Origin of the sequence: Larkinella rosea, from assembly GCF_003858635.1 — a bacterium.
Classification (GTDB): domain Bacteria; phylum Bacteroidota; class Bacteroidia; order Cytophagales; family Spirosomataceae; genus Larkinella; species Larkinella rosea.
This window is the reverse complement of the sequence record NZ_RQJO01000010.1, coordinates 474,141-493,063: the sequence shown is the minus strand read 5'-3', so window position 1 is coordinate 493,063 and position 18,923 is coordinate 474,141. Positions and strand designations below refer to the sequence as shown.

The following is an 18,923-nucleotide window of genomic DNA, read 5'->3' as shown; positions in this document are numbered from 1 at the left end:
GAATCAGGTGCGATTTATCGCGTCTCCATATTTACTTTCCGAATCTGGATGATCGTAAATCAGACGCGATGAATCGCGTCTCTACAGTTCCCGAATGCGGATGTTTTTATACCAGACCACCTCTTTCGGACTGTGGTTTTGCAGGGCAATTTTGCCTTTGGCGTGCGGTTTTACGTAAGCCCAGTTTTTGAACTTGCTGGCATCAGCCATCTTTTGCCATTCGGGGCCGCCATAGTGGTATTCGACCACTTTTTTGCCGTTCAGGTAATGCTCGACGTGGTTATTGTTGACCACAATCCGGCCTTTGTTCCATTCGCCGGCGGGTTTGTTCACGGTCAGATCGTTGGGAGCGATCAGGTCGTAGTTGGCTCCGGTTAACTGGTTACCTTTCAATTTGTTACCATCACTCAACTGATACCCCTTGTCGTCGATCACCTGGTATTCGGGGCCTGACCAGTAGGTCGATTTGTTCGCCGGATCTTCGATTACTTTGTAAACCACTCCGCTGTTGCTCTTGGCGGGCAATTTGAACTCGAATTCCAGGTCAAAATTTTCGTATTCTTTGTCGGTAACGAGGTCGCCACCGGTTCCGTCGGGTGTCAGGGCGCCGTCCTCGATGTTCCAGCCAATGGCTTTGTCTTTCAGGTAACTGTGCCAGCCTTTCGTCGTTTTTCCGTCGAACAACGACACCCATTTGCCCGGTTTTGAGCTAAAAGGGGATAAACTCATCAATGTAATCAAAGAGGCCAGCAGGCCAATGGCGAAGGTTGCTTTTTTCATGGTTTAGTTGTAAGGAGTTATAAATTATCGTTTTCGGTATACGGTTTTCCGTTTACGGAAGCTGACGCATTCTAGCTGCCGCGTTAATTTCTTGCACTACCCAAGCATGCGTCAGCCACCGTAAACGGAAAACCGTATACCGAAAACCTAGACTGCATTCATTATTTTCATGGCATTTGGATCCCAGTTCACGATTTGCTTCTTGAACAGGCTCATGTTTCCACACTGAGTGGGTCCGCAAGCCCGCAGGCCAAACGTCGCATCTTCAACGACCGGTTTCTGATTGCGAACCGAATCAAAGAAATTGACAAAATGTTCGTAACGGTCGCCTTTGTAATCTTTCGGGGTTTTGTACACCATTTCGCGCGGGCCTTCCATTTCGGGGCGCTCGGGATACATTTTTTTGTATTCCTTCAGGTACGCTTCCTGCTGGTCTTTCGGGAAATTGCTGATCGATAAACCGGGCGCTTTCGGCAGTTTGTGGTGCCGAACCGTCAGGCTGTCCCATCCGATCGACAAATCTCCTTCCGTACCCACCAGACGGACCAGGTAACCGCCACCGCCACCATCGACAAAATTGCTCCGCGTAGTCAGGTTAAATTCGGGATGCTCTGGTGTCGCCGGATAGTCGAAGATCGCGAGGTGAATATCCGGCACATCGCGACCGTCTTTCCAGAACCGCAGACCACCGCTGGCGTAGACCCGATTCGGGCCTTTGGAACCGGTAATCGTGTGGAGCGTCGTCAGCAAGTGAACGTAAAGATCACCCGCAACGCCCGTTCCGTAATCCTGGTAATTCCGCCATCTGAAAAACCGCTTGGGGTCCCACTCGCGCTTTTTGGCAGTCCCCAAATAGGTATCCCAATCCACGGTTTGGGGTGACGCATCCGGCGGAATGGAGTATTGCCAGGCGCCCATCGCACTGTGCCGGTCGTACTGCGCTTCCGCAAAAACCAGCTCGCCGATGTCACCGGCTTTCAATAATTCTTTGGCTTTGGCAATAATGATCGAGCTGGCAAACTGGCTGCCGACCTGAAACACCTTACCGGTTTCTTTCTGGACTTTGATCAGCGTATGGCCGTCTTCGACTTTCTGCACCATCGGTTTTTCGCAGTAGACGTGTTTGCCCTTGCGCATGGCGTCGGTCGAAATTTTCTCGTGCCAGTGGTCGGTCGTGCCGTTGATGATGATATCGACATCCGGGCGTTCGAGAATCTGGCGGTAATCTTTCGTGGTAAATAAACCGTCGCCCCACAGTTCTTTGGCCCGGCGCAAACGACCGTCGTAGAGGTCACAGGCGGCCACCATCTCGGTGCCTTCCACCATCAGGGCGGTTTCGGTGTCGCCGATGCCCATGCCACCTGTTCCGATCAGCCCGATGCGGACTTTGTCGTTGGCGGCTGTGCTGCTGTGACTTTTCACTAGATTCAGATACGTCGCTGACGTTCCGGCGTTGGCAAGCGTTGAGGGAACTGCCGCGGCTGCGGTTCCGGCCAATCCCAACGTTTTCAGAAAGGACCTGCGAGAAGGAACCTGTTCAGGGTTTTCCATACAATAAAAAAGAAAGTTTACGGGAGCACGTAATTTACGAGATTTTATAATAGGTATGGAAAAAGAGTGTTCGAAATCGGGTGATTTGGTGATTGGTGGTCTTATTCGCTAGAAAAGTAGTAGTATTGTAAAGGCTCTTTATCTGGCATTCAACCTCCCTTGTTCAACCTTAGCGGGTACGTCGTTCCATTGTGAATAACGCATGTTGAATACCAGATCACGAGGTAACTAAACCGCTTAACCGAACAAGTATGCAATTAAAAACGATACCCTCCCGTAGAACCTTTCTGAAACAGTCGCTGGGCACGCTGGCGGCTTTTACCATTGTCCCCCGGCACGTGTTGGGGAAAGGTTTTCTGGCGCCCAGCGATCAGCTTTCCAAAGGAATTATCGGCGTTGGCGGCATGGGGCGGGGACATATTCCGTACGCGGGTACGCGCGTGGCCGCCATTTGCGATGTCGATACCCGGCATATTGAACTGGCCAAAGGAATCATCAAAGATCCGGCGCTTAAAACCTTTGCCGATTACCGGGAATTGATTCAGTTGCCGGAGGTTGATATTGTTCACATTGCCACTCCTCCGCACTGGCACGGCATTATGGCCGCCGAAGCCGCCCGCGCGGGCAAAGACATCTGGTGTGAAAAACCGATGACGACCACCATCGGCGAAGGCAAACGCGTAATGGAAGCCGTTCAGCAACACGGCCGGATTTTCCGGCTCAACACCTGGTTCCGGTTCGAGGATAATTTCTACGGCATGGGTACGCCCGTGAAACCGATCAAGAAACTGGTGGACAGCGGTTTATTGGGCTGGCCGCTGAAAGTGACCGTTAGCAAACACACCGGTTTTGACTGGAAATTTTACTGGGTCGGCAAAACCAATCTGGAGCCGATGCCCGTTCCACCCGAACTGGATTACGAGCGCTGGCTGGGACCGGCACCGTATAAACCGTATAATCCGCACCGGGTCCACAACACCTTCCGGGGTTATTGGGATTATGATGGGGGCGGTTTGGGCGACATGGGCCAGCATTATTTAGACCCCATTCAGTATTTTCTGGGAAAAGACGACACCAGCCCGGTTTCGGTGGAAATCGACGCGCCCCAGCAACACCCGGATGCGGTCGGAACCTGGCGACGGATTGAATATACCTACGCTGATGGTTGCAAAATTATCCTGGATGGCGAAGGAAAGGACGTAAATATGCCCTACATCGAAGGGCCGAAAGGAAAACTGTACCCCGGTTTCAAGTCGGATATTCCGGAGCTGGAAAAGAAACTGGCGGCTTTTCCCGAACCTCTCCCGCAGCAGATCGACTTCGTGGACGCCGTTCGCGGACGGAAACGGTTTGCGCTGAACGAAGCCAACGGATATCGTTCCTGTACCCTGATCAACATGGGGAAAGTGGCGCTCCAATTGGGTCGCTCGCTGAAATTTGATCCGGTCAATCAGGTGTTCGTCAACGACGAAGGGGCCAATGGACTGATCGACCAACCGATGCGTTCGCCGTGGACCATTTGATGCCTATCCGCTATTTCTTTACTTTCTTATTCCCGATATGAAACTACACCTATTTGCCTTCGCGGGCGTCATGCTGCTCCATAACGCCGGTTGGGCGCAACCCAAACCCGATCAACACCCGTTGGAAAACCGGGTAGCCGATAACCTGGCTCAGATGCCAGCGTTCGATGGCAAACAATTGATAACCAACATGGAAGCCATTGCTGCGCTGGGTTCAACCGGTATTCAGGAAATGGTGTCGATGCTGGCGGCACCCGGCAAAGGCGACAACACATCCATCGAATATGCCCTGGGCGGTTTTTCCTATTACGTGACCAAACCGGGCAAAGAAGTGCAGCGTGCGATGGCGGTTCGGGCGTATGGGCAGGCGCTGGAAAAACTCAGCGATCCGGAAAGCAAAGCATTTGTCATCAGTCAGTTGCAGATTGTTGGCAAAGATGATGCGGTTGTTTACCTAAAACCCTACCTGAACGACGAGCGGCTTTGTGCCCCGGCGGTTCGGGCGTTGGTGAAAATCAATACGCCGTCGGCGGAAAAAGCGGTTTTACAAGCCTTAAAAGAATCGCAGGGAACCACTCAGCTTTCATTGGTGAAGGCCCTGGGCGACAGTCGGTATCAACCGGCTGCTTCGGCCTTGATTCCGTTGGTGGGAGAGAGCGATAAAAAAGTGAGCAAAGTAGCCATGTATGCGCTGGCCCGACTGGCCGCCCCAGCCGCCGGACCGGTTTTGGCGAAAGCCGCGCAGGAGAGCGGTTATACCTATGACGTAACGGAAGCCACGGCCAGTTACCTGGATTACCTCCATCAATTGGCGGTTTCGGGGAAAAAACCACAGGCCGACGCGCTGGCCCGAAAACTGTTGCAGGAGAGCGTGGGCGATAAACAGGTGCATACCCGCACGGCTGCGTTACGATTGCTGGTTGATTTTAATAAAGAGAAAAGCCTGCCCCTGCTAACGGCAGCGGTTGCTGATCCATCGGCTCAATACCGGGTAGCGGCTTTGAAACTGGCAACGGGTTTAAAGAATAAAGCGGTTAACGCACAGCTGGCCAAATTGATCGAAAAAAATACGGGTGCGATTCAGGCGGATTTGATCACGCAATTAGGTGCTACCGGCGATCCCGCTCTGACATCAGCTTTGGGGACGGGATTGAAAAGTGCCGATCAGGCGGTTCGACTGGCGGCCATTTCCGCCGTGGCTCAAACGGGTCAGCAAACCGCTTTACCGGCTTTGCTGGAACTGATGAAACGCGGTTCATCGGCAGATATTACGGCGGTCAAAGATGCCATTCTGACCATTAAAGGCCCACAGGTAGTGGCGCAGGTGACGCATAGCCTGACCAGTATGCCCGCCGAAGCCCGGGCGGCTTTATTGTCGATTCTGGGTGCGCGCGCTGCCGAGTCGAGCGTGCAACAGGTCATGGCTCAGGCGCAGGAAAAGGATTCAGCCATTAGTCTGGCGGCTGCTGCAGCTTTGCCATCGCTGGTTACAAAAGAACAACTGCCGCAACTGGTGACTTTGCTGACCAACGCCACGCAGCCCAAAGCCATTCGTTCGCTGCAACAGGCGATTGTGGCCGCAACGGTTTCGGCGGGCGATTCCAGTCAGCGGACGGATTTGCTGGTGGAAACGATGCAGCAGGCGCCAACCGCTGCTCAGGCGCGTTTTTTGGGAACGCTGGCGGGCGTCGGTGGACCCAAAGCCTTACAGATTGTACAGCAATCGTTTGATAAAGGAGACGGAATGGTGCAACCGGCGGCCGTTGCGGCTTTGGCGGACTGGACGACGCCCGATGCGGCTCCGGCTTTGCTGGCAATTGCGCGGCAAAATAGTGTAGCTGCGGAGTCGGCTTTGAATGGGTATATTGCCATGATCAATCGCTTGTCGTTTCCCGCCGACCAGCGGTTATTGCTGCTTCGGGATGCGATGGACGTTGCCCGGACTCCGCAACAGAAAGTTGAAATTCTAAAAGGCGTGAGCCGCTGCCGGACGTTTTTAGCGCTCGTTTTTGCGGGGCAATACCTCGACGACCCGGCGTTGCAGCAGCAGGCTGCGGTTACGGTTTGGGCGGTTGCTGCACCAAACCGGGATTTTACGGGCAAAACCGTGCGGACGCTGCTGGAAAAAACCGGTAAACTCCTGAACGGTCCCGAAAGCGAATCCCAGCGGCAGGCTATTCAAAACCGCTTGCTGGCTCTGCCGCCGGGCGACGGTTTTGTGGCGTTGTTCAACGGAAAAGACCTGACGGGCTGGAAAGGACTGGTTGCCAATCCGATCAAACGGAGTAAAATGAGTGCCGATTCACTGGCGCTGAAACAGCAAAAAGCGGATGAGATCATGCGCAGTGGCTGGTCGGTGAAAGACGGTTTGCTGGTTTTTGGCGGGCACGGCGACAACATCTGTACGGAAAAACAGTACAAGGACTTTGAAATGCTGGTCGACTGGAAAATTACCAAAGATGGCGATGCCGGTGTTTACCTGAGAGGAACTCCGCAGGTGCAGATTTGGGACCCGGCCCGCACAAATGTGGGCGCGCAGGTGGGGTCGGGTGGCTTGTATAACAACCAGAAATTCGAAAGCAAACCGCTGAAAAAAGCCGACAATCCGGTGGGCGAGTGGAATACGTTCCGCATCATCATGAAAGGCGAGCGGGTGACAGTTTATCTGAACGGCGTTCTGGTAACGGACAACACGGTTCTGGAAAACTACTGGGATCGTAGCCTGCCCATTTTTCCGTCGGAACAGCTTGAATTACAGGCGCACGGCACGTACGTCGCGTACCGGAATATTTACGTCAAGGAATTGCCGCAGCCCAAACCGTATGCCTTGACCGAGGCCGAAAAGAAAGACGGCTTTGAGTTGCTTTTTGACGGTACGGATTTCAGTAAATGGACCGGTAATACCAAAGATTATGTCGCCGAAGATGGCGATATGGTCTGGTACAACAATGGTGGCAAAGGCAATCTGTATACGCAGAAAGAGTACAGCGATTTCGTGTTCCGGTTTGAGTTTCAATTAACACCCGGCGCAAACAATGGACTCGGAATCCGCGCCCCGCTGACGGGCGACGCGGCTTATGCGGGGATGGAATTGCAGATTCTGGACAACGACGCCGAGATCTACAAAAAACTGGAGCCGTATCAGTACCACGGTTCGGTTTACGGGGTGATTCCGGCCAAACGCGGGGCGCTGAAACCGCTGGGTGAATGGAATTACGAAGAAGTAACCGTGAAAGGCAATCAGGTAAAAGTTGTACTGAATGGCACTCAGATTTTGAATGGCGACATTGCTGAAGCCAGCAAAAACGGTACGATGGATCACAAAGAACACCCCGGTTTACTACGCAAATCGGGCTACATCGGATTTCTGGGCCACGGTTCGGTGTTGCGGTTTCGGAATATTCGCGTGAAGGAGCTGTCAAAATAAAATGACCAAACTGGGTTGGGGCACGGTTTGTACACCGTGCCCCGTTCCGTTCTTAAACCGTTAGATTTCCTTCAATCGAGTCGTCGAGGGTTTTACCCAGTATAGCCCCGGCCGCTATTTTGACAAAGGCCACCGCATTGCCGTGTTTGTTGTCCCAATAATAGCCTTCCTGCGTTTTAACGTGAATAACTGTAATTCGCGGGTCATCAATTCCTTCAGTAAACCACGTTTTTAAGAGCGACCCCCATAGCTCTTTGATCAGTTGTTTATCTTTGGAGATAGTCGCCACGCCGTAAATGCTCAGAAAATCAGAATAGTCGGAACCCTGAAACAGGAGTTGAACCTGCTGGTCGACCTGAATTTCGGCATTTTTATGGCTGTCATCGGCACTTAAAAACCAGAAATTGCCCGCATCATCGACCTTTTGTACCGACATGGGCCGGGTTGTCAGCGGTTTCCCGGTCGTGATCTTGGTGCAGAAATAACACGTATTGCTTTTTCCAACCAGTTCTTTAATCTTTTTGCCGGCTTCCGTTCCGGCCAGATCCTGGTGATTTTCTTCGGGTTGCTGCTGATTAATGCTGTCCATAACGTTTTCTATCGAATGATTTTTACCTCAGCTTTAACAAACCGTTTAACCCACGTTCCTGAAAACAATGGAGAAAACCGCACTTCCTTATTTAATGGCTTCGGCTAAACGGGAATCGGGTAATCCGTTGTAAGACAAAAACGACCCCACCACGCAGGCAGGGCCGTTTTGTTATTTTACCAGAAGTATGAATCAAAGGGAGTTAGATCACGTCTTCCCGTGCTGCGTCGGAATCATTGTATTTCCGATCGAGTTGATCGGTCGATTTCATTTCAGAAGCGGGTGTTGCTGTGTTTTCCTGCATCGGCTGTTTTTTGATGGCGCTTTCGTCCAGCGTTTCCCTCGGTTGTTCCAGCATCTGGGCGGTTTCCTGCGGGCGTTCACCCTCCTGATGGGGTTCCCGATCCTTGTCGTTTACATCATACGGATGTTCGGATGAGCCGGTATCCGGTTTTTCCGTCATGCCTTCGTCGGTTTTCGGCTTGCTATAGTTATCGGGTCCCGGGCCGTCTGGGTGCTGTCTTCCATAGGTTCCTAAAAACTCCGGTAGTTCCTCGTTTTTGGCGGGGTCCTGGCTCTGCGTCGGCACATCTGCGCCCGGCATTGTATCCGCGATAGCGCTGGTTGGCGTATCTCGCGCCGAATCCTGGTGGGAAATCTGGTTGTCCGAATGGCCCGAATTGTTCACTTCGTGTGACCGACCCGGTTCACTTGGTTCCGTAATTTCGGGTTTATTGGGATGGGGCGTTGACGGTAAATCCGGAATTTCGGGACCCGGCGTATGGGGCACCGGCGGATTGGGCGAATCCGGTGAGGGCGGTATCGGATTACTCGGGTCGGGCGTTGATGGCAATTCCGGGATCATATCGGCCTGCGGATGATCGGATTTGATGTCTACAATGTCGAACGTCCGTTGGTTTGGCGAATTCAAACCTCGTTCGACATCATCCGCGTACCGGTCGCTTAAATCGTCCGTGACTTCCGTTTCCAGATGGGCAGTAGAAACGAGTTTCCCATCCACCAATTTGACCATATGCGTATCGGCCTGATCCTGGCCATATTTTGTATCAGCGTTTTCGTTGGATACTAAATCCGCTTGTTGCGAATCATGAAATACATTCGATTCCATACCGTTTGTTACGAGTTAATGAATAGATACCACTACTAACTACGAGCAGGAGAAAAGGTTTTTGGAATGAAAGCTGATAAATGGAAAACCACTTCCGGTTATGGGTACTCCTGCTAAATCCGACTGGATGGCGTTGAGGCAATGTTCAGCCAGAAATTGCAGAGATCTTCGACCACCGATTGATATTCGTGAAACGAAACCGGTTTTTTCACATACGAATTTGCGCCCAGTTCATACGCCCGATCAATGTCGGGTTGTGCGCTGGAGGTACTGAAAATCAGGACGGGCATCAGGTTATACCGGGAGTCAGCCCGGAGTTTTCCCAATACCTCAAAACCGCTCATCAGCGGCATATTCAGGTCTAGTAGTAAAAACGAAGGTAAAATAGGTAACGTTTCAAGCCGTGCCAGCAGATCCTGTCCGCTGTTCGCCAATATCACTTTCTCCTCTTTCAAACACGCTTTAAAGGCTTCCTGTATCAAAAATAGATCATCTTCGTCATCGTCTACGACAGCTATAATTGGTCTGTTTTTCATACGTTGTGTAAAACCGCATCCGACTCTTCGCTAATTGCCGGAAAAAAAGCGTTAATGTCGCTTACGGTTGCTCTGATTAGGGTATGGGTTGGTTGCTAAAATGTCTTCCACTTTGATGGCTGGCAGCGCGACGCGCTTTTTCCAGTAGGAACAGAAATGAGGCATGGAGGTATCCCAGCTTTCGGGTTTGGGCAGGTAGCAGGTGGCCCCAAGTCGATAGGCCAGGTGAACCCGTTCCGGGTCGTTTCCCTGGCCGTAAATAATTACCGGAATGCGTCGAAGGACGGAATGGTGCTTCAATAAGCTTAAAACAGGCTCCGGATCGCAGGTGTCCATGTCCAGCATAATCAGCGTCGGAACAAATAAGGCATCCGCCAAACCCTTCTGGAAATAGGCATCCATCGCACCGTCTTCCCCGGCCGACAAATGCCGGTGTGACACGCCAAATTTGCGGAACGATTTGCCCAACGCCTGAAGTTCAGGGTTGGGCGTGCCTACAAGGAGTACTGCTAATGGGCCGGTCATCTCGTCAAAAATTGATTAGAAACAAATACCAGTTATCAAAAAGAAAACGATCCTGTGGTAGAAAAGTTAGATAACGCTGGTAAAAATCCAATCATTTATGAACGTTTGATTAACCTAATCTTCTAATAATTAAACTATTGACCAGTTCGAAAAAAGCGGCCGGTTTCAGCGTCCGCCAGTTATCGATTTCATCGAGCGTCCCGCCAAAATTCAGGTAATAATCGAGCCGGTACCGTTTCAATTCACTCTCCACAAAATCGCGAAAATTGACGCACGCAATCCAGCCGTCTTCCACTTCTTCAAACCACTCTTCGTAATAACTGTCGTCGGAACCGTGGAAATTCAGGATGTTTTCGCCCATCAGAATGAACTTATTGATGTTCTCATTCACCAGCGGATCGATCACCTGCCGTTTCAGGTACATGATATCATTGTGCAGGGTATCATTCCACTCCCCAAACAGTTCGATGACCACAAACCGGCGGTCGTAATCGGCAAAGAGAATCTTGCAATACAACGTCTCCGACCCGATTTCGTCCCAAAGGGGGTGAATATAATAGCCATAAATCGTATTGGTGTACTGATTCATGTTGTACTCGCGGCCGAAAAAAGGCGAATTCGGATCGTCCGTCGAGCTATACCACTTCTCCCAGTTATAAAAAGGTTCAATGTCTTGCATAGAAATCCGGTTGATTAAAGAAAACCGGCTATGACAAAGATAACAAAAGATATCGCCTTGACAGTGCACAAACCGGCACATCCGGAAACGAAAAAGTCCAGTAGCTGAGCCTCTGGACTTTCTGTCGGAAACGTGTATGGCTGATGAAGCGTACTACCTCCATAGAACTCTTCACCGCGTTATAAATACGTACGAACGGTCCCGGTTTTTAGATTGCGCGGTTTTAAAAAATGTTGAAAAAATTATTCTGTACCTCATTATTTTTTCGTAATCTATTGATGGTGAGGTATTTAAAAATTACTTTTTTTCTACCTGTACTGCAAAAAAGTTGTAGCCTCGCAATCTTTATTGCTTTTGAACCGAATCCAGCGGGCCTGAAATCCTTTCGGAAAAACGTAACTGAACGTCTGGCCGGGCGCGACCGTCACTTCTTTGTACGTCATCCACGGACCGTTGCCCACCGGATCGGCTTCGATGGTGAACGTGACGGGCGAGCTGGCTTTGTGGGAGAGTTGCAGCGTCCGCTGGTCGTAGAAACCGATCAGGTACGGGTCGGAGGGTTCGTTGGCCTGCACCTTCGAATTTTTCCAGGGGCCGCCGTGTCCGGTGGGTTTGCCCAGCTTCCAGAGGTCGTCGATGGCACCGGCCCAGACGGCCGCTTTCTGATCGTCTGAAACGACAATGTGATCGTTGTTCGTCGCCAGTTTCGGATCAAGACCGGTCATAATCAGCAAGCCCCGGTACGACGCGTAATCGTTGATGCGGAGGTTGTGCGACGAAACCGGCCGGATTTTGGCGTACCCATCGGCATTTTCGGCGGGCAACTCATAAAATGTGCCGTGGGCATTGAACAGATCGCGCTCGGTGGCCACCTCCCGGCAAATCCGCAAAGCCGCCTGATTGGTCAAACCGGTATAAGCGTCGTTGCCCAGCGGTAGCCGCCAGCGTCGGCCCTTGTCATCGACCACGAGCACCGACGATTCATCGATCGTGACGGCTTTTTGCGGGATCGCAAATTTGCTTTTGATAAATGAAACCGCTTTCTCATCCTCTTTCCGAACCAGCTTCATGTTTCCATCCAGTTCGTAATAACCGACTTCAGTCGCCTGTCCAGCCGAATAATCCAGAGCCGCCATGCCCAGCACGCGCCGGTTTTCGCCCAAACCGTAGATCAAACCGCCGGATGTTTTGGACGATGTAACCGAACTCAATCCGTTAAAAATGGAGTTGGGCGTTGTTGCCCGGGTATCGTTGGTGGTGTAGAAAAACTGGGCCGATGCGTTGGTCGACTGACTCGGTTTGATCCGAATCCATTCGCCGGGAGCATCGGCGGCAAATTCCACGTTGACTGCTTTTTTGGCACCAACCGACACGGTTTTCAGGGTTGCCCAATTTCCGTTACCGGTTTTGTCCACTTCAAACGTAAAGCTGACCGCGCCATCGCCGTTGTTCTGAATCCAGGCAGAGCGGTTGGGCCAGCCCGCAAACAGAAACGGTTCCGAGGTTTCGGCGGCTTTAACCGTTTCATTCAGCCAGACGGCTCCTTCGGCGGTGTTCGGCCCCAGTTGATCCGGCTGATTCAGCGAGGTAAACCACAAATTCGAATTCGATTGGCCCGGCCCTTCGATATTGCCTTTCGCCTTCCGTTTGTTCAGGAATTCTTTCTGCGCTGAATCGTCGCAGCCGAAAACCAGTTGGTCGTTCCAGCGGGTGTAATCGCCAATTACTTTCAGGTACGCCGAGCGCGGCCGGATCCCTGCCGCGTTTTTGGCGGAAAACTGGCCCGGAAACCGCCAGAACAAACCGTGCATGGTCATCAGGTAATCCGGTTTTTGGGCGGTGCCGACATCGCGGATGCGGGGCCATTCGGTGTTCCAGCCGTGGGCGCCGTCGTAGCTGTGACTGGCTTTGGGTAAGCGATAAAATTGCCAGCTTCCGGCACCGCGAACACCCAGTAAAACCGACTTATGATCCCAGCCCGTGGCCCAGATCGGATCGGTTTCCGGGTTTTTGTTGCCGTAAATACCGCCGGGGCCGGTTACTTCCACAAACTGGTTTCGCCGGACCACCTTCCAGTCTTTGCCGTTCCATTCCGACAGCGAACCGGATTCAATATCGAACTGCTTAAGCGCCTGCGGACCGGGTTCGCCGTTGTTGGAATACACCAGCACGCCCTGGCCGGAATAGAGTCCTTTGCCGTGCGCACCGGGCAGCAATTCGCCCGCGTGGTTATTCGATTCATCGGCCCCTTTTTTGGTTTTTACATTGCCGTCTTCGTACAACAATTTCGGTTCAAGGGTTTTAACATCCACTTCGTAAAATCCTTCTTCCATCGTTCCGTAATAGATTTTTCCTTGCGGATCGGTCAAATGACGGGCGTTACCGGTATGGCGCCCCGGCATGGTTTTATACGGGATCACCCGAACTTTTCCCTGCGCGTCGATGGCGTACGGTCCGATGAAAAGCTGGTTGCTTTCCGGGTGAATCATCCGGTTGGCGGGCGTTCCTCCGGTGCTTTCGGTGTAGACAATCTGTTTTAGATCCGGCGTGATTTCATACAGTTTATCCGACGAGCCAAAGGGCAAATGTGGGCCGTACGTGACTGCCCAGAGCTTACCGGCCCAGGGCACCACCGCGCCCGTACCGCACTCACCCTCATTGTTATACATTGCCAGATGCGGATAAATCCCGCTGTAGGACTTTCCGGTTTTGGATTGAGCAAGTGCCTGATAGCCGGCGAATAAGCTGCCGATGAGGCAGGCGGAAAGAATCGTTTTTCTCATCCTTAAAGTAGAAAATAAATTTAAATTTAGGATGGGAACGCGGATTTAACGGATGGATCGGATTTACACAGATTAAATTAAAATCCGTTTTTGATCGGTTACATCCGTGTTCCTATCAGATCAATAACCGGGATTCTGGACCAAACCGCTCGTCAATACTTCTTTTGAAGGAATGGGCCAGAGGTATTGCCGGGTCGCGTCGAATTTCCGGATCGTTAATTGTTTGATCAGTCCGGCGGTGAACATGGGCGTAAAATCCGCCACGCCGTCGTCGTCGATTTCCGGTTTCTGCGGGAAAAACCACAAACCGGTTTTCACTACTTTGGTGCGCAGGTCGGCTGGATCGAGCAGGCCGAAATTGAGTTTGTTCAGCACTTTTTCAGCGAGTTTCCAGCGGATAATGTCCATGTAACGAATGCCTTCCAGCGCGAATTCCATCCGCCGTTCGGTGCGCAATGTTTTGCGTAAAACCGCCTGTGATCCGGTTTTTACAGTCGGATAGGTGGTGGCCGATACCGCCACGCCATAGGCCCGCGCCCGAACCGTATTGATGGCATCCAGCACCGATTGGTCGATTTCGTTGAGCTCGATTTTCGCTTCAGCATACATCAGCAGCACGTCGGCGTAGCGTATCAGGATTTTGTCGGGTTCGGCGGTCCAGGAATTCAGCAGCCAGTCGGCGTCGACGCCCTTTTTCCAGATCAGTCCGTTGAACGAGGCAAACTGGGCAACGGATCGGGTGTCGTTGTTGTTGACCCGCGTATTGTTGCTGGTTCTGAGTACCTGAACCGAATCCGGATGCGGCTGGAAAATGAATCCGACGTGCGATGTCTGGAATTCGACGATGGTGGCCGTACAACGCGGATCGCGGTTTTTGAACGGTTCGCGCGGGTTGAACAGGGGGGATTCATCAATCGGCAGACCATCTTTGCACAGAAACGCACAGAACAAATCCCAGGAAGGATCTTTAGCCGCGTAGCCGCCCGCATTTCGGGGAACGTAATCCTGCAGTCCGCCCAGCGTCACTTTCAGGGCCACGGAACGGGGAAGGGCAAAAATCGTTTCCACCGAGTTTTTGGTTTTCGACAAAAACAGGTTGCCGAAATCGGTGTGCAGACTGTATGCTTTCAGGTCCATGCAGGCTTTGGCCGCGTCGCGGGCGGTTTTCCAGTCGCTCATTTGCAACGCAATCCGGGCTTTCATGGCGTAAGCGGCTCCGGCCGTCACCCGCTTCAATTCCGAGCTGCTGTAAGTGGTTTTCAGTTTGGATGCCGCAAAATCAAAATCTGCGTAGATTTTTTGCAAAACCGTCTCTTTCGGCGTCTGTTTCAAGGTTAGTGCTTCTTCGATGGTCAGGGCGGTTTCGGTGTACACAATGTTGCCGAAGTGAGAAAGCAAACGGGAATACTGGCAGGCCCGGATAAACCGCGCTTCGGCGGCATACCGGTCGATTTGATCCTTGGATAAAACCGCTCCCGCCCGGTCGACGCTCTGAATCACGTTGTTGGCGCGGGCGATGGCCTTGTAAGTATTTGTCCACCAGGTGATGACAAAGTCGGTTTCACCGTTGATGGTGGCTCCCGTGATGGGTGTAGTGGCGTCGCGGTACGTCCAGTCGTCGGTCCATTCGTCCAGATCCTGCATCCAGAACGCGTCTTTATACAAACCGTTCAGCGACATTTCGATTTCTTCGGCGTTCGAGTTCCAGGTTTCGCCCGAGCCGTCGGACAATGGATTGAGGTCCAGACTGCCGCAGGCCGTCATGAAAAACAGGCCGGAAAGGAAGATAGCTATTTTCAGTTTCATGGAAAATCGAGTTAGAATTTAACAGAAGCGCCGAGGACAAATGAGGTAGTAATCGGGTAACCCAGACCGCCCATTTCGGGGTCCCAGCCTTTCGGAAACTTGCTGATTGACAGCAGATCCGTAACGGAGCCGTAAACGCGGAGATTCTGCATTCTCAGCTTCGTGGCAACCAGTTTGGGAATGTTGTAGCCCAGGCTGATGTTTTTCAGCCGGAAATAACCGCCGTTGATCAGCCAGAAATCGGACAGGGCGTAGTTGTTACCGGCCGACGTGTTTGTGTAGCGCGGGTATTTCGCCTGTAAATTCTGCTCGGGCGTGTTGTAGGTGCTCCAGGTATTGCCATCCAGAATGGCCGGGAAGGTTCCGAAGTTTTCGCGCAGCGGCTGAACGATGTCCGCACCCAGCCGGGAATTCTGTTTGGCAACGCCCTGAATGACCAGCGCGAAATCCCAGTTTTTGTAGCCGAGATTGAAATTGCCCCCAAACGAAAGCCGGGGCAGGGAACCGCCCAGCAGAACGCGGTCGTATTCGGGTGAGATCTTGCCGTCGGGCACGCCGTTGGGGCCGCTGATGTCTTTATACCGCACGTCGCCCGGTTTTACGTTCGCGTTCAGCTTGGGCGAGTTGGCCACTTCGTCGGCGGTTTGGTAAATTCCTTCGGAAACGTAACCGTACCATTCCTTGAACTGGCTGCCTTCCCGGATAATCTGGTCACCGGTGAAAACCGTCCCGCCCAAGTCCCCCATACTGGATTTGAAATCGGAGAGGTTTAAGGAGGCACTGTACCGCAAATCGCCGTGATTGTCGTTCCAGGTAGCCTGCATTTCCCAACCCGACGTGTGCATTTTTCCGGTATTCTGGTACGGATTGTCGAAACCCACATAATCGGGAATTTCGAGTTCCAGCAGAATGTCCCGGGTGGTTTTTTTGTAGTAATCACCCGTTAGCCGGAGTCGTTCGCGGAAGAAATTGACGTCCAGACCAACGTTAACTGAACTGGTCGTTTCCCAGGAAATGTCGCGGATCACATACTGGAACTGGGCCGCCGACTGGGCCGAAACCGCCGTGTTGCCCTGGTAAAAGAGGGCATTGTTTTCAAAACTCAGGATGGCCTGATACGGATAAAAATTGTTCCCGATCCGATCATTACCCAGCGATCCCCACGACGCCCGGAGTTTCAGAAAAGGCAGCCACGATGCGCTCGATTTCATAAACGGCTCCTCCGAAATGACCCAACCCGCCGAAACCGACGGAAACGAACCCCAGCGGTAGGCCGACGCAAACCGCGAAGAGGCATCGTAGCGAATGTTGGCCTGGAGCAGGTACTTATCTTTGTAACCGTACATCACCCGCCCAAACCACGAGCGATACGCGTTTTCGTTGGCGCTCCCGCTGTTGTCCCGAAAGTCCAGCGGGCCGAGGTTCAGGTACGGATAGGAATTCAGAATGTATTGCCCGCGCGACGCCCCCAGCGATTCGTTGAACGCGTAGAAATATTCATAACCGCCCAGCAGATTCAGGTGGTGGCTGCCGAATGAGCGGTCGTAGTTGGCCAAGGCCTGCGTCGTGTACCGGTAACTGTCGTTGCGGCTTTCCTCCAGTTTGGTTTGCGACTGCCCTTCAATGTATCCGGCAACGGTGTTGGGGCTGTTCCACAAGGTATACGGGACCTTTTTCGTAAATACTTTGATCTTATCAAAATTGAAAAACGGCGAGAGTACGCCGGTGATTTTCAGTCCTTTGATCGGTGTGAAATCGATGCTGATTTTCCCGCCCACCTGATTGTACCAGGCGTTGTTAAAACCGCCGTATTTCAGTTTGGCGTAGATGTTGGCCCCGTCTTTGCCCGAACCAATGCGGCCATCCGAGAATTCGGCGGCATACACCGGGGGCATGATGCCCATTTTATAGAAAGGAAACGAACCATTCCGGTCGTCGGTGATGGGTTGGGGCGAAAAGGCCCGCCGGAAATTAATATCAACGCTGGCTGACAGGAATTTGGTGATGGTGAGGTCGTTGTTGACGCGGGCCGTAATCCGTTCGTAGCTCCGGCCTTCGTAGAGCGCATCGGTTTTGTCGTAGCCCAGCGAAACCCGCGACCGCAGGGATTTGCCGGAACCCGAAATGCTGAGCATGTGGCTGCGCCGGGGCGCAAAATCTTTCAGCATCATACTGCGCCAGTCGGTATTCGGGTACTGATCGGGGTCCTGCGCGTGCAGGTTGTCGTAATTGTCGATCAGATCTTTGGCGTAGGTAGGGTACTGGTTGGCGTTGTTGCCGTTATCATTCCAGCGCAGCTCATTGGTGAGTTGCATGTACCGTTTGGCGTTCACGTAATCCGGCAATCGCGTGGCCCGTTCCAGGCCGTATTCTGCTGTATAATCGAGACTCAACTGACCGGTTTTGGCGCGTTTGGTGGTCACCAGAATGACACCGGCAGCCGCCCGCGATCCGTAGATGGAAGCCGAAGCGGCATCTTTCAGGACCGAAATGTTATCGACATCGTTGGGATTGATGGAATTGATGTCGTCAATGGGAACACCATCCAGAATAATAAGTGGATTGGCCCCCGCATCATTAATGGTCGTGATACCTCGAATCCGGATGGTTCCGGTGGCACCCGGTGCGCTGTTACCCCGGGTGACGGTAACGCCCGGCATGGCGCCCTGCAGCGCCTGCGAAATCTGGGTGGTTTTGCGCGTCGTAATGGCATCGCCCTGAATGGAAGCCACGGCCCCGGTCAGGTCCTTTTTCTGCATGGTTCCGTAGCCAACCACAACCACTTCTTCCAGCGTTTTCAGATCAGCGAGCAGCTGGACCTTGAAATTGGTTTGGTTGCCAATGGTAACTTCCTGATTTACATAGCCTACAAAAGAAAAGACCAGCGTTGTGGAAGGATCATCGGGAATCGATAGCCGAAATTTGCCATCCATGTCCGTCGAAGTGCCTCGTGTCGTATTTTTAATCACCACACTGACGCCCGGCATTCCTTCGTCGTTTTCGGCAGTAACCTGTCCCGTGATCGTTCGGTCGGCGGCATCGGGGGCGGTTTCGAGGAAAGCATTCGACTCATTGACGGACGATTGCGGTGCGGGCGGCAACTGGATCACAATTTGCCCGCTGATCACCTGATAGGTTAGGCCGAGCGGTTTCAGCAGCGTTTCCAGCACCGACGACAGCTTCTGATTCTGGGCATTGAGCGTCACTTTCCGGGCCGTGGGAATGGCGTTCGGGCTATACACGAAATCGACATTGGCGATTCGTTCCAGGCGGGTCAGGATTTGCTTCAGGGCTACCTCATCCGCTTTGATCGAAATCGGTCGCTGGAGCATATCCTGCGCCTTACCGTCGTACGCCAACGACGATCCGGCCAGCACCAGGCTTAGAAAAATTGGGAAAAACGAGATTTTCATGACGGTTAGAAGGGTCAAACCGAGCATTCGACAAAATTTCATACTTTTGTATGTTTTGTTGGAAAAAATGGAAGCATTTGACAAAACAAGCCCCGCTCATCCTGGCAGATGAGTTATGATGCGCATCAGGGGGTACATTCCGGGCCGAAAGTGTAGCCGCACTTTCGGCTTTTTCTTGAGTA

At 52.4% G+C, this 18,923-nt stretch carries 12 protein-coding genes; 2 read left to right on the top strand and 10 right to left on the bottom strand.

All coding sequences use genetic code 11. The features are described 5' to 3' along the window. Positions 1-81: 81 nt before the first annotated feature. Both EHT25_RS22895 and EHT25_RS22890 read right to left on the bottom strand, forming a co-directional pair. Positions 82-780, bottom strand: coding sequence for a 3-keto-disaccharide hydrolase (locus EHT25_RS22895; protein WP_124877489.1), 699 nt, complete (start codon positions 778-780; stop codon positions 82-84). Positions 781-927: 147 nt separating this feature from the next. After that, positions 928-2,331, bottom strand: a complete 1,404-nt coding sequence (locus EHT25_RS22890; protein WP_124877488.1) for a Gfo/Idh/MocA family protein — start codon at positions 2,329-2,331, stop codon at positions 928-930. 251 nt (positions 2,332-2,582) lie between these two features. Between EHT25_RS22890 and EHT25_RS22885 the strand changes: the two genes are divergently transcribed. Then, entirely contained in the window at positions 2,583-3,854 is a 1,272-nt protein-coding gene (locus EHT25_RS22885) for a Gfo/Idh/MocA family oxidoreductase (protein WP_124877487.1), read from the top strand. Between the two features lie 37 nt (positions 3,855-3,891). After that, the gene (locus EHT25_RS22880; RefSeq protein WP_124877486.1) at positions 3,892-7,281 is read left to right on the top strand and encodes a DUF1080 domain-containing protein; all 3,390 of its coding nucleotides are present in this window, start codon (positions 3,892-3,894) and stop codon (positions 7,279-7,281) included. A gap of 52 nt (positions 7,282-7,333) precedes the next feature. On the opposite strand, the gene EHT25_RS22875 is transcribed toward EHT25_RS22880, so the two are convergent. The 8 genes from EHT25_RS22875 to EHT25_RS22840 all read right to left on the bottom strand — a co-directional run bounded on the left by EHT25_RS22875 (position 7,334) and on the right by EHT25_RS22840 (position 18,783). Beyond that, positions 7,334-7,870: a pyridoxamine 5'-phosphate oxidase family protein gene (locus EHT25_RS22875; protein WP_124877485.1), complete on the bottom strand. Its 537-nt coding sequence runs from the start codon at positions 7,868-7,870 to the stop codon at positions 7,334-7,336. Positions 7,871-8,072: 202 nt separating this feature from the next. Then, a complete protein-coding gene (locus tag EHT25_RS22870; protein ID WP_124877484.1) occupies positions 8,073-8,999 on the bottom strand; it encodes a hypothetical protein in 927 nt (308 codons plus the stop codon). A gap of 113 nt (positions 9,000-9,112) precedes the next feature. Then, a complete protein-coding gene (locus EHT25_RS22865; protein WP_124877483.1) occupies positions 9,113-9,535 on the bottom strand; it encodes a response regulator in 423 nt (140 codons plus the stop codon). A gap of 51 nt (positions 9,536-9,586) precedes the next feature. After that, a complete protein-coding gene (locus EHT25_RS22860) occupies positions 9,587-10,060 on the bottom strand; it encodes a response regulator (protein ID WP_124877482.1) in 474 nt (157 codons plus the stop codon). Positions 10,061-10,169: 109 nt separating this feature from the next. Beyond that, positions 10,170-10,739 (bottom strand): hypothetical protein, encoded by a 570-nt coding sequence (locus EHT25_RS22855; RefSeq protein ID WP_124877481.1) that lies wholly within the window; start codon positions 10,737-10,739, stop codon positions 10,170-10,172. Positions 10,740-11,047: 308 nt separating this feature from the next. Then, positions 11,048-13,522: a hypothetical protein gene (locus tag EHT25_RS22850; RefSeq protein WP_124877480.1), complete on the bottom strand. Its 2,475-nt coding sequence runs from the start codon at positions 13,520-13,522 to the stop codon at positions 11,048-11,050. Between the two features lie 120 nt (positions 13,523-13,642). Further along, positions 13,643-15,328: a RagB/SusD family nutrient uptake outer membrane protein gene (locus tag EHT25_RS22845; RefSeq protein ID WP_124877479.1), complete on the bottom strand. Its 1,686-nt coding sequence runs from the start codon at positions 15,326-15,328 to the stop codon at positions 13,643-13,645. An 11-nt stretch (positions 15,329-15,339) separates the two neighbouring features. Then, a complete protein-coding gene (locus EHT25_RS22840) occupies positions 15,340-18,783 on the bottom strand; it encodes a TonB-dependent receptor (RefSeq protein ID WP_221622322.1) in 3,444 nt (1,147 codons plus the stop codon). Between the last annotated feature and the right edge of the window lie 140 nt (positions 18,784-18,923).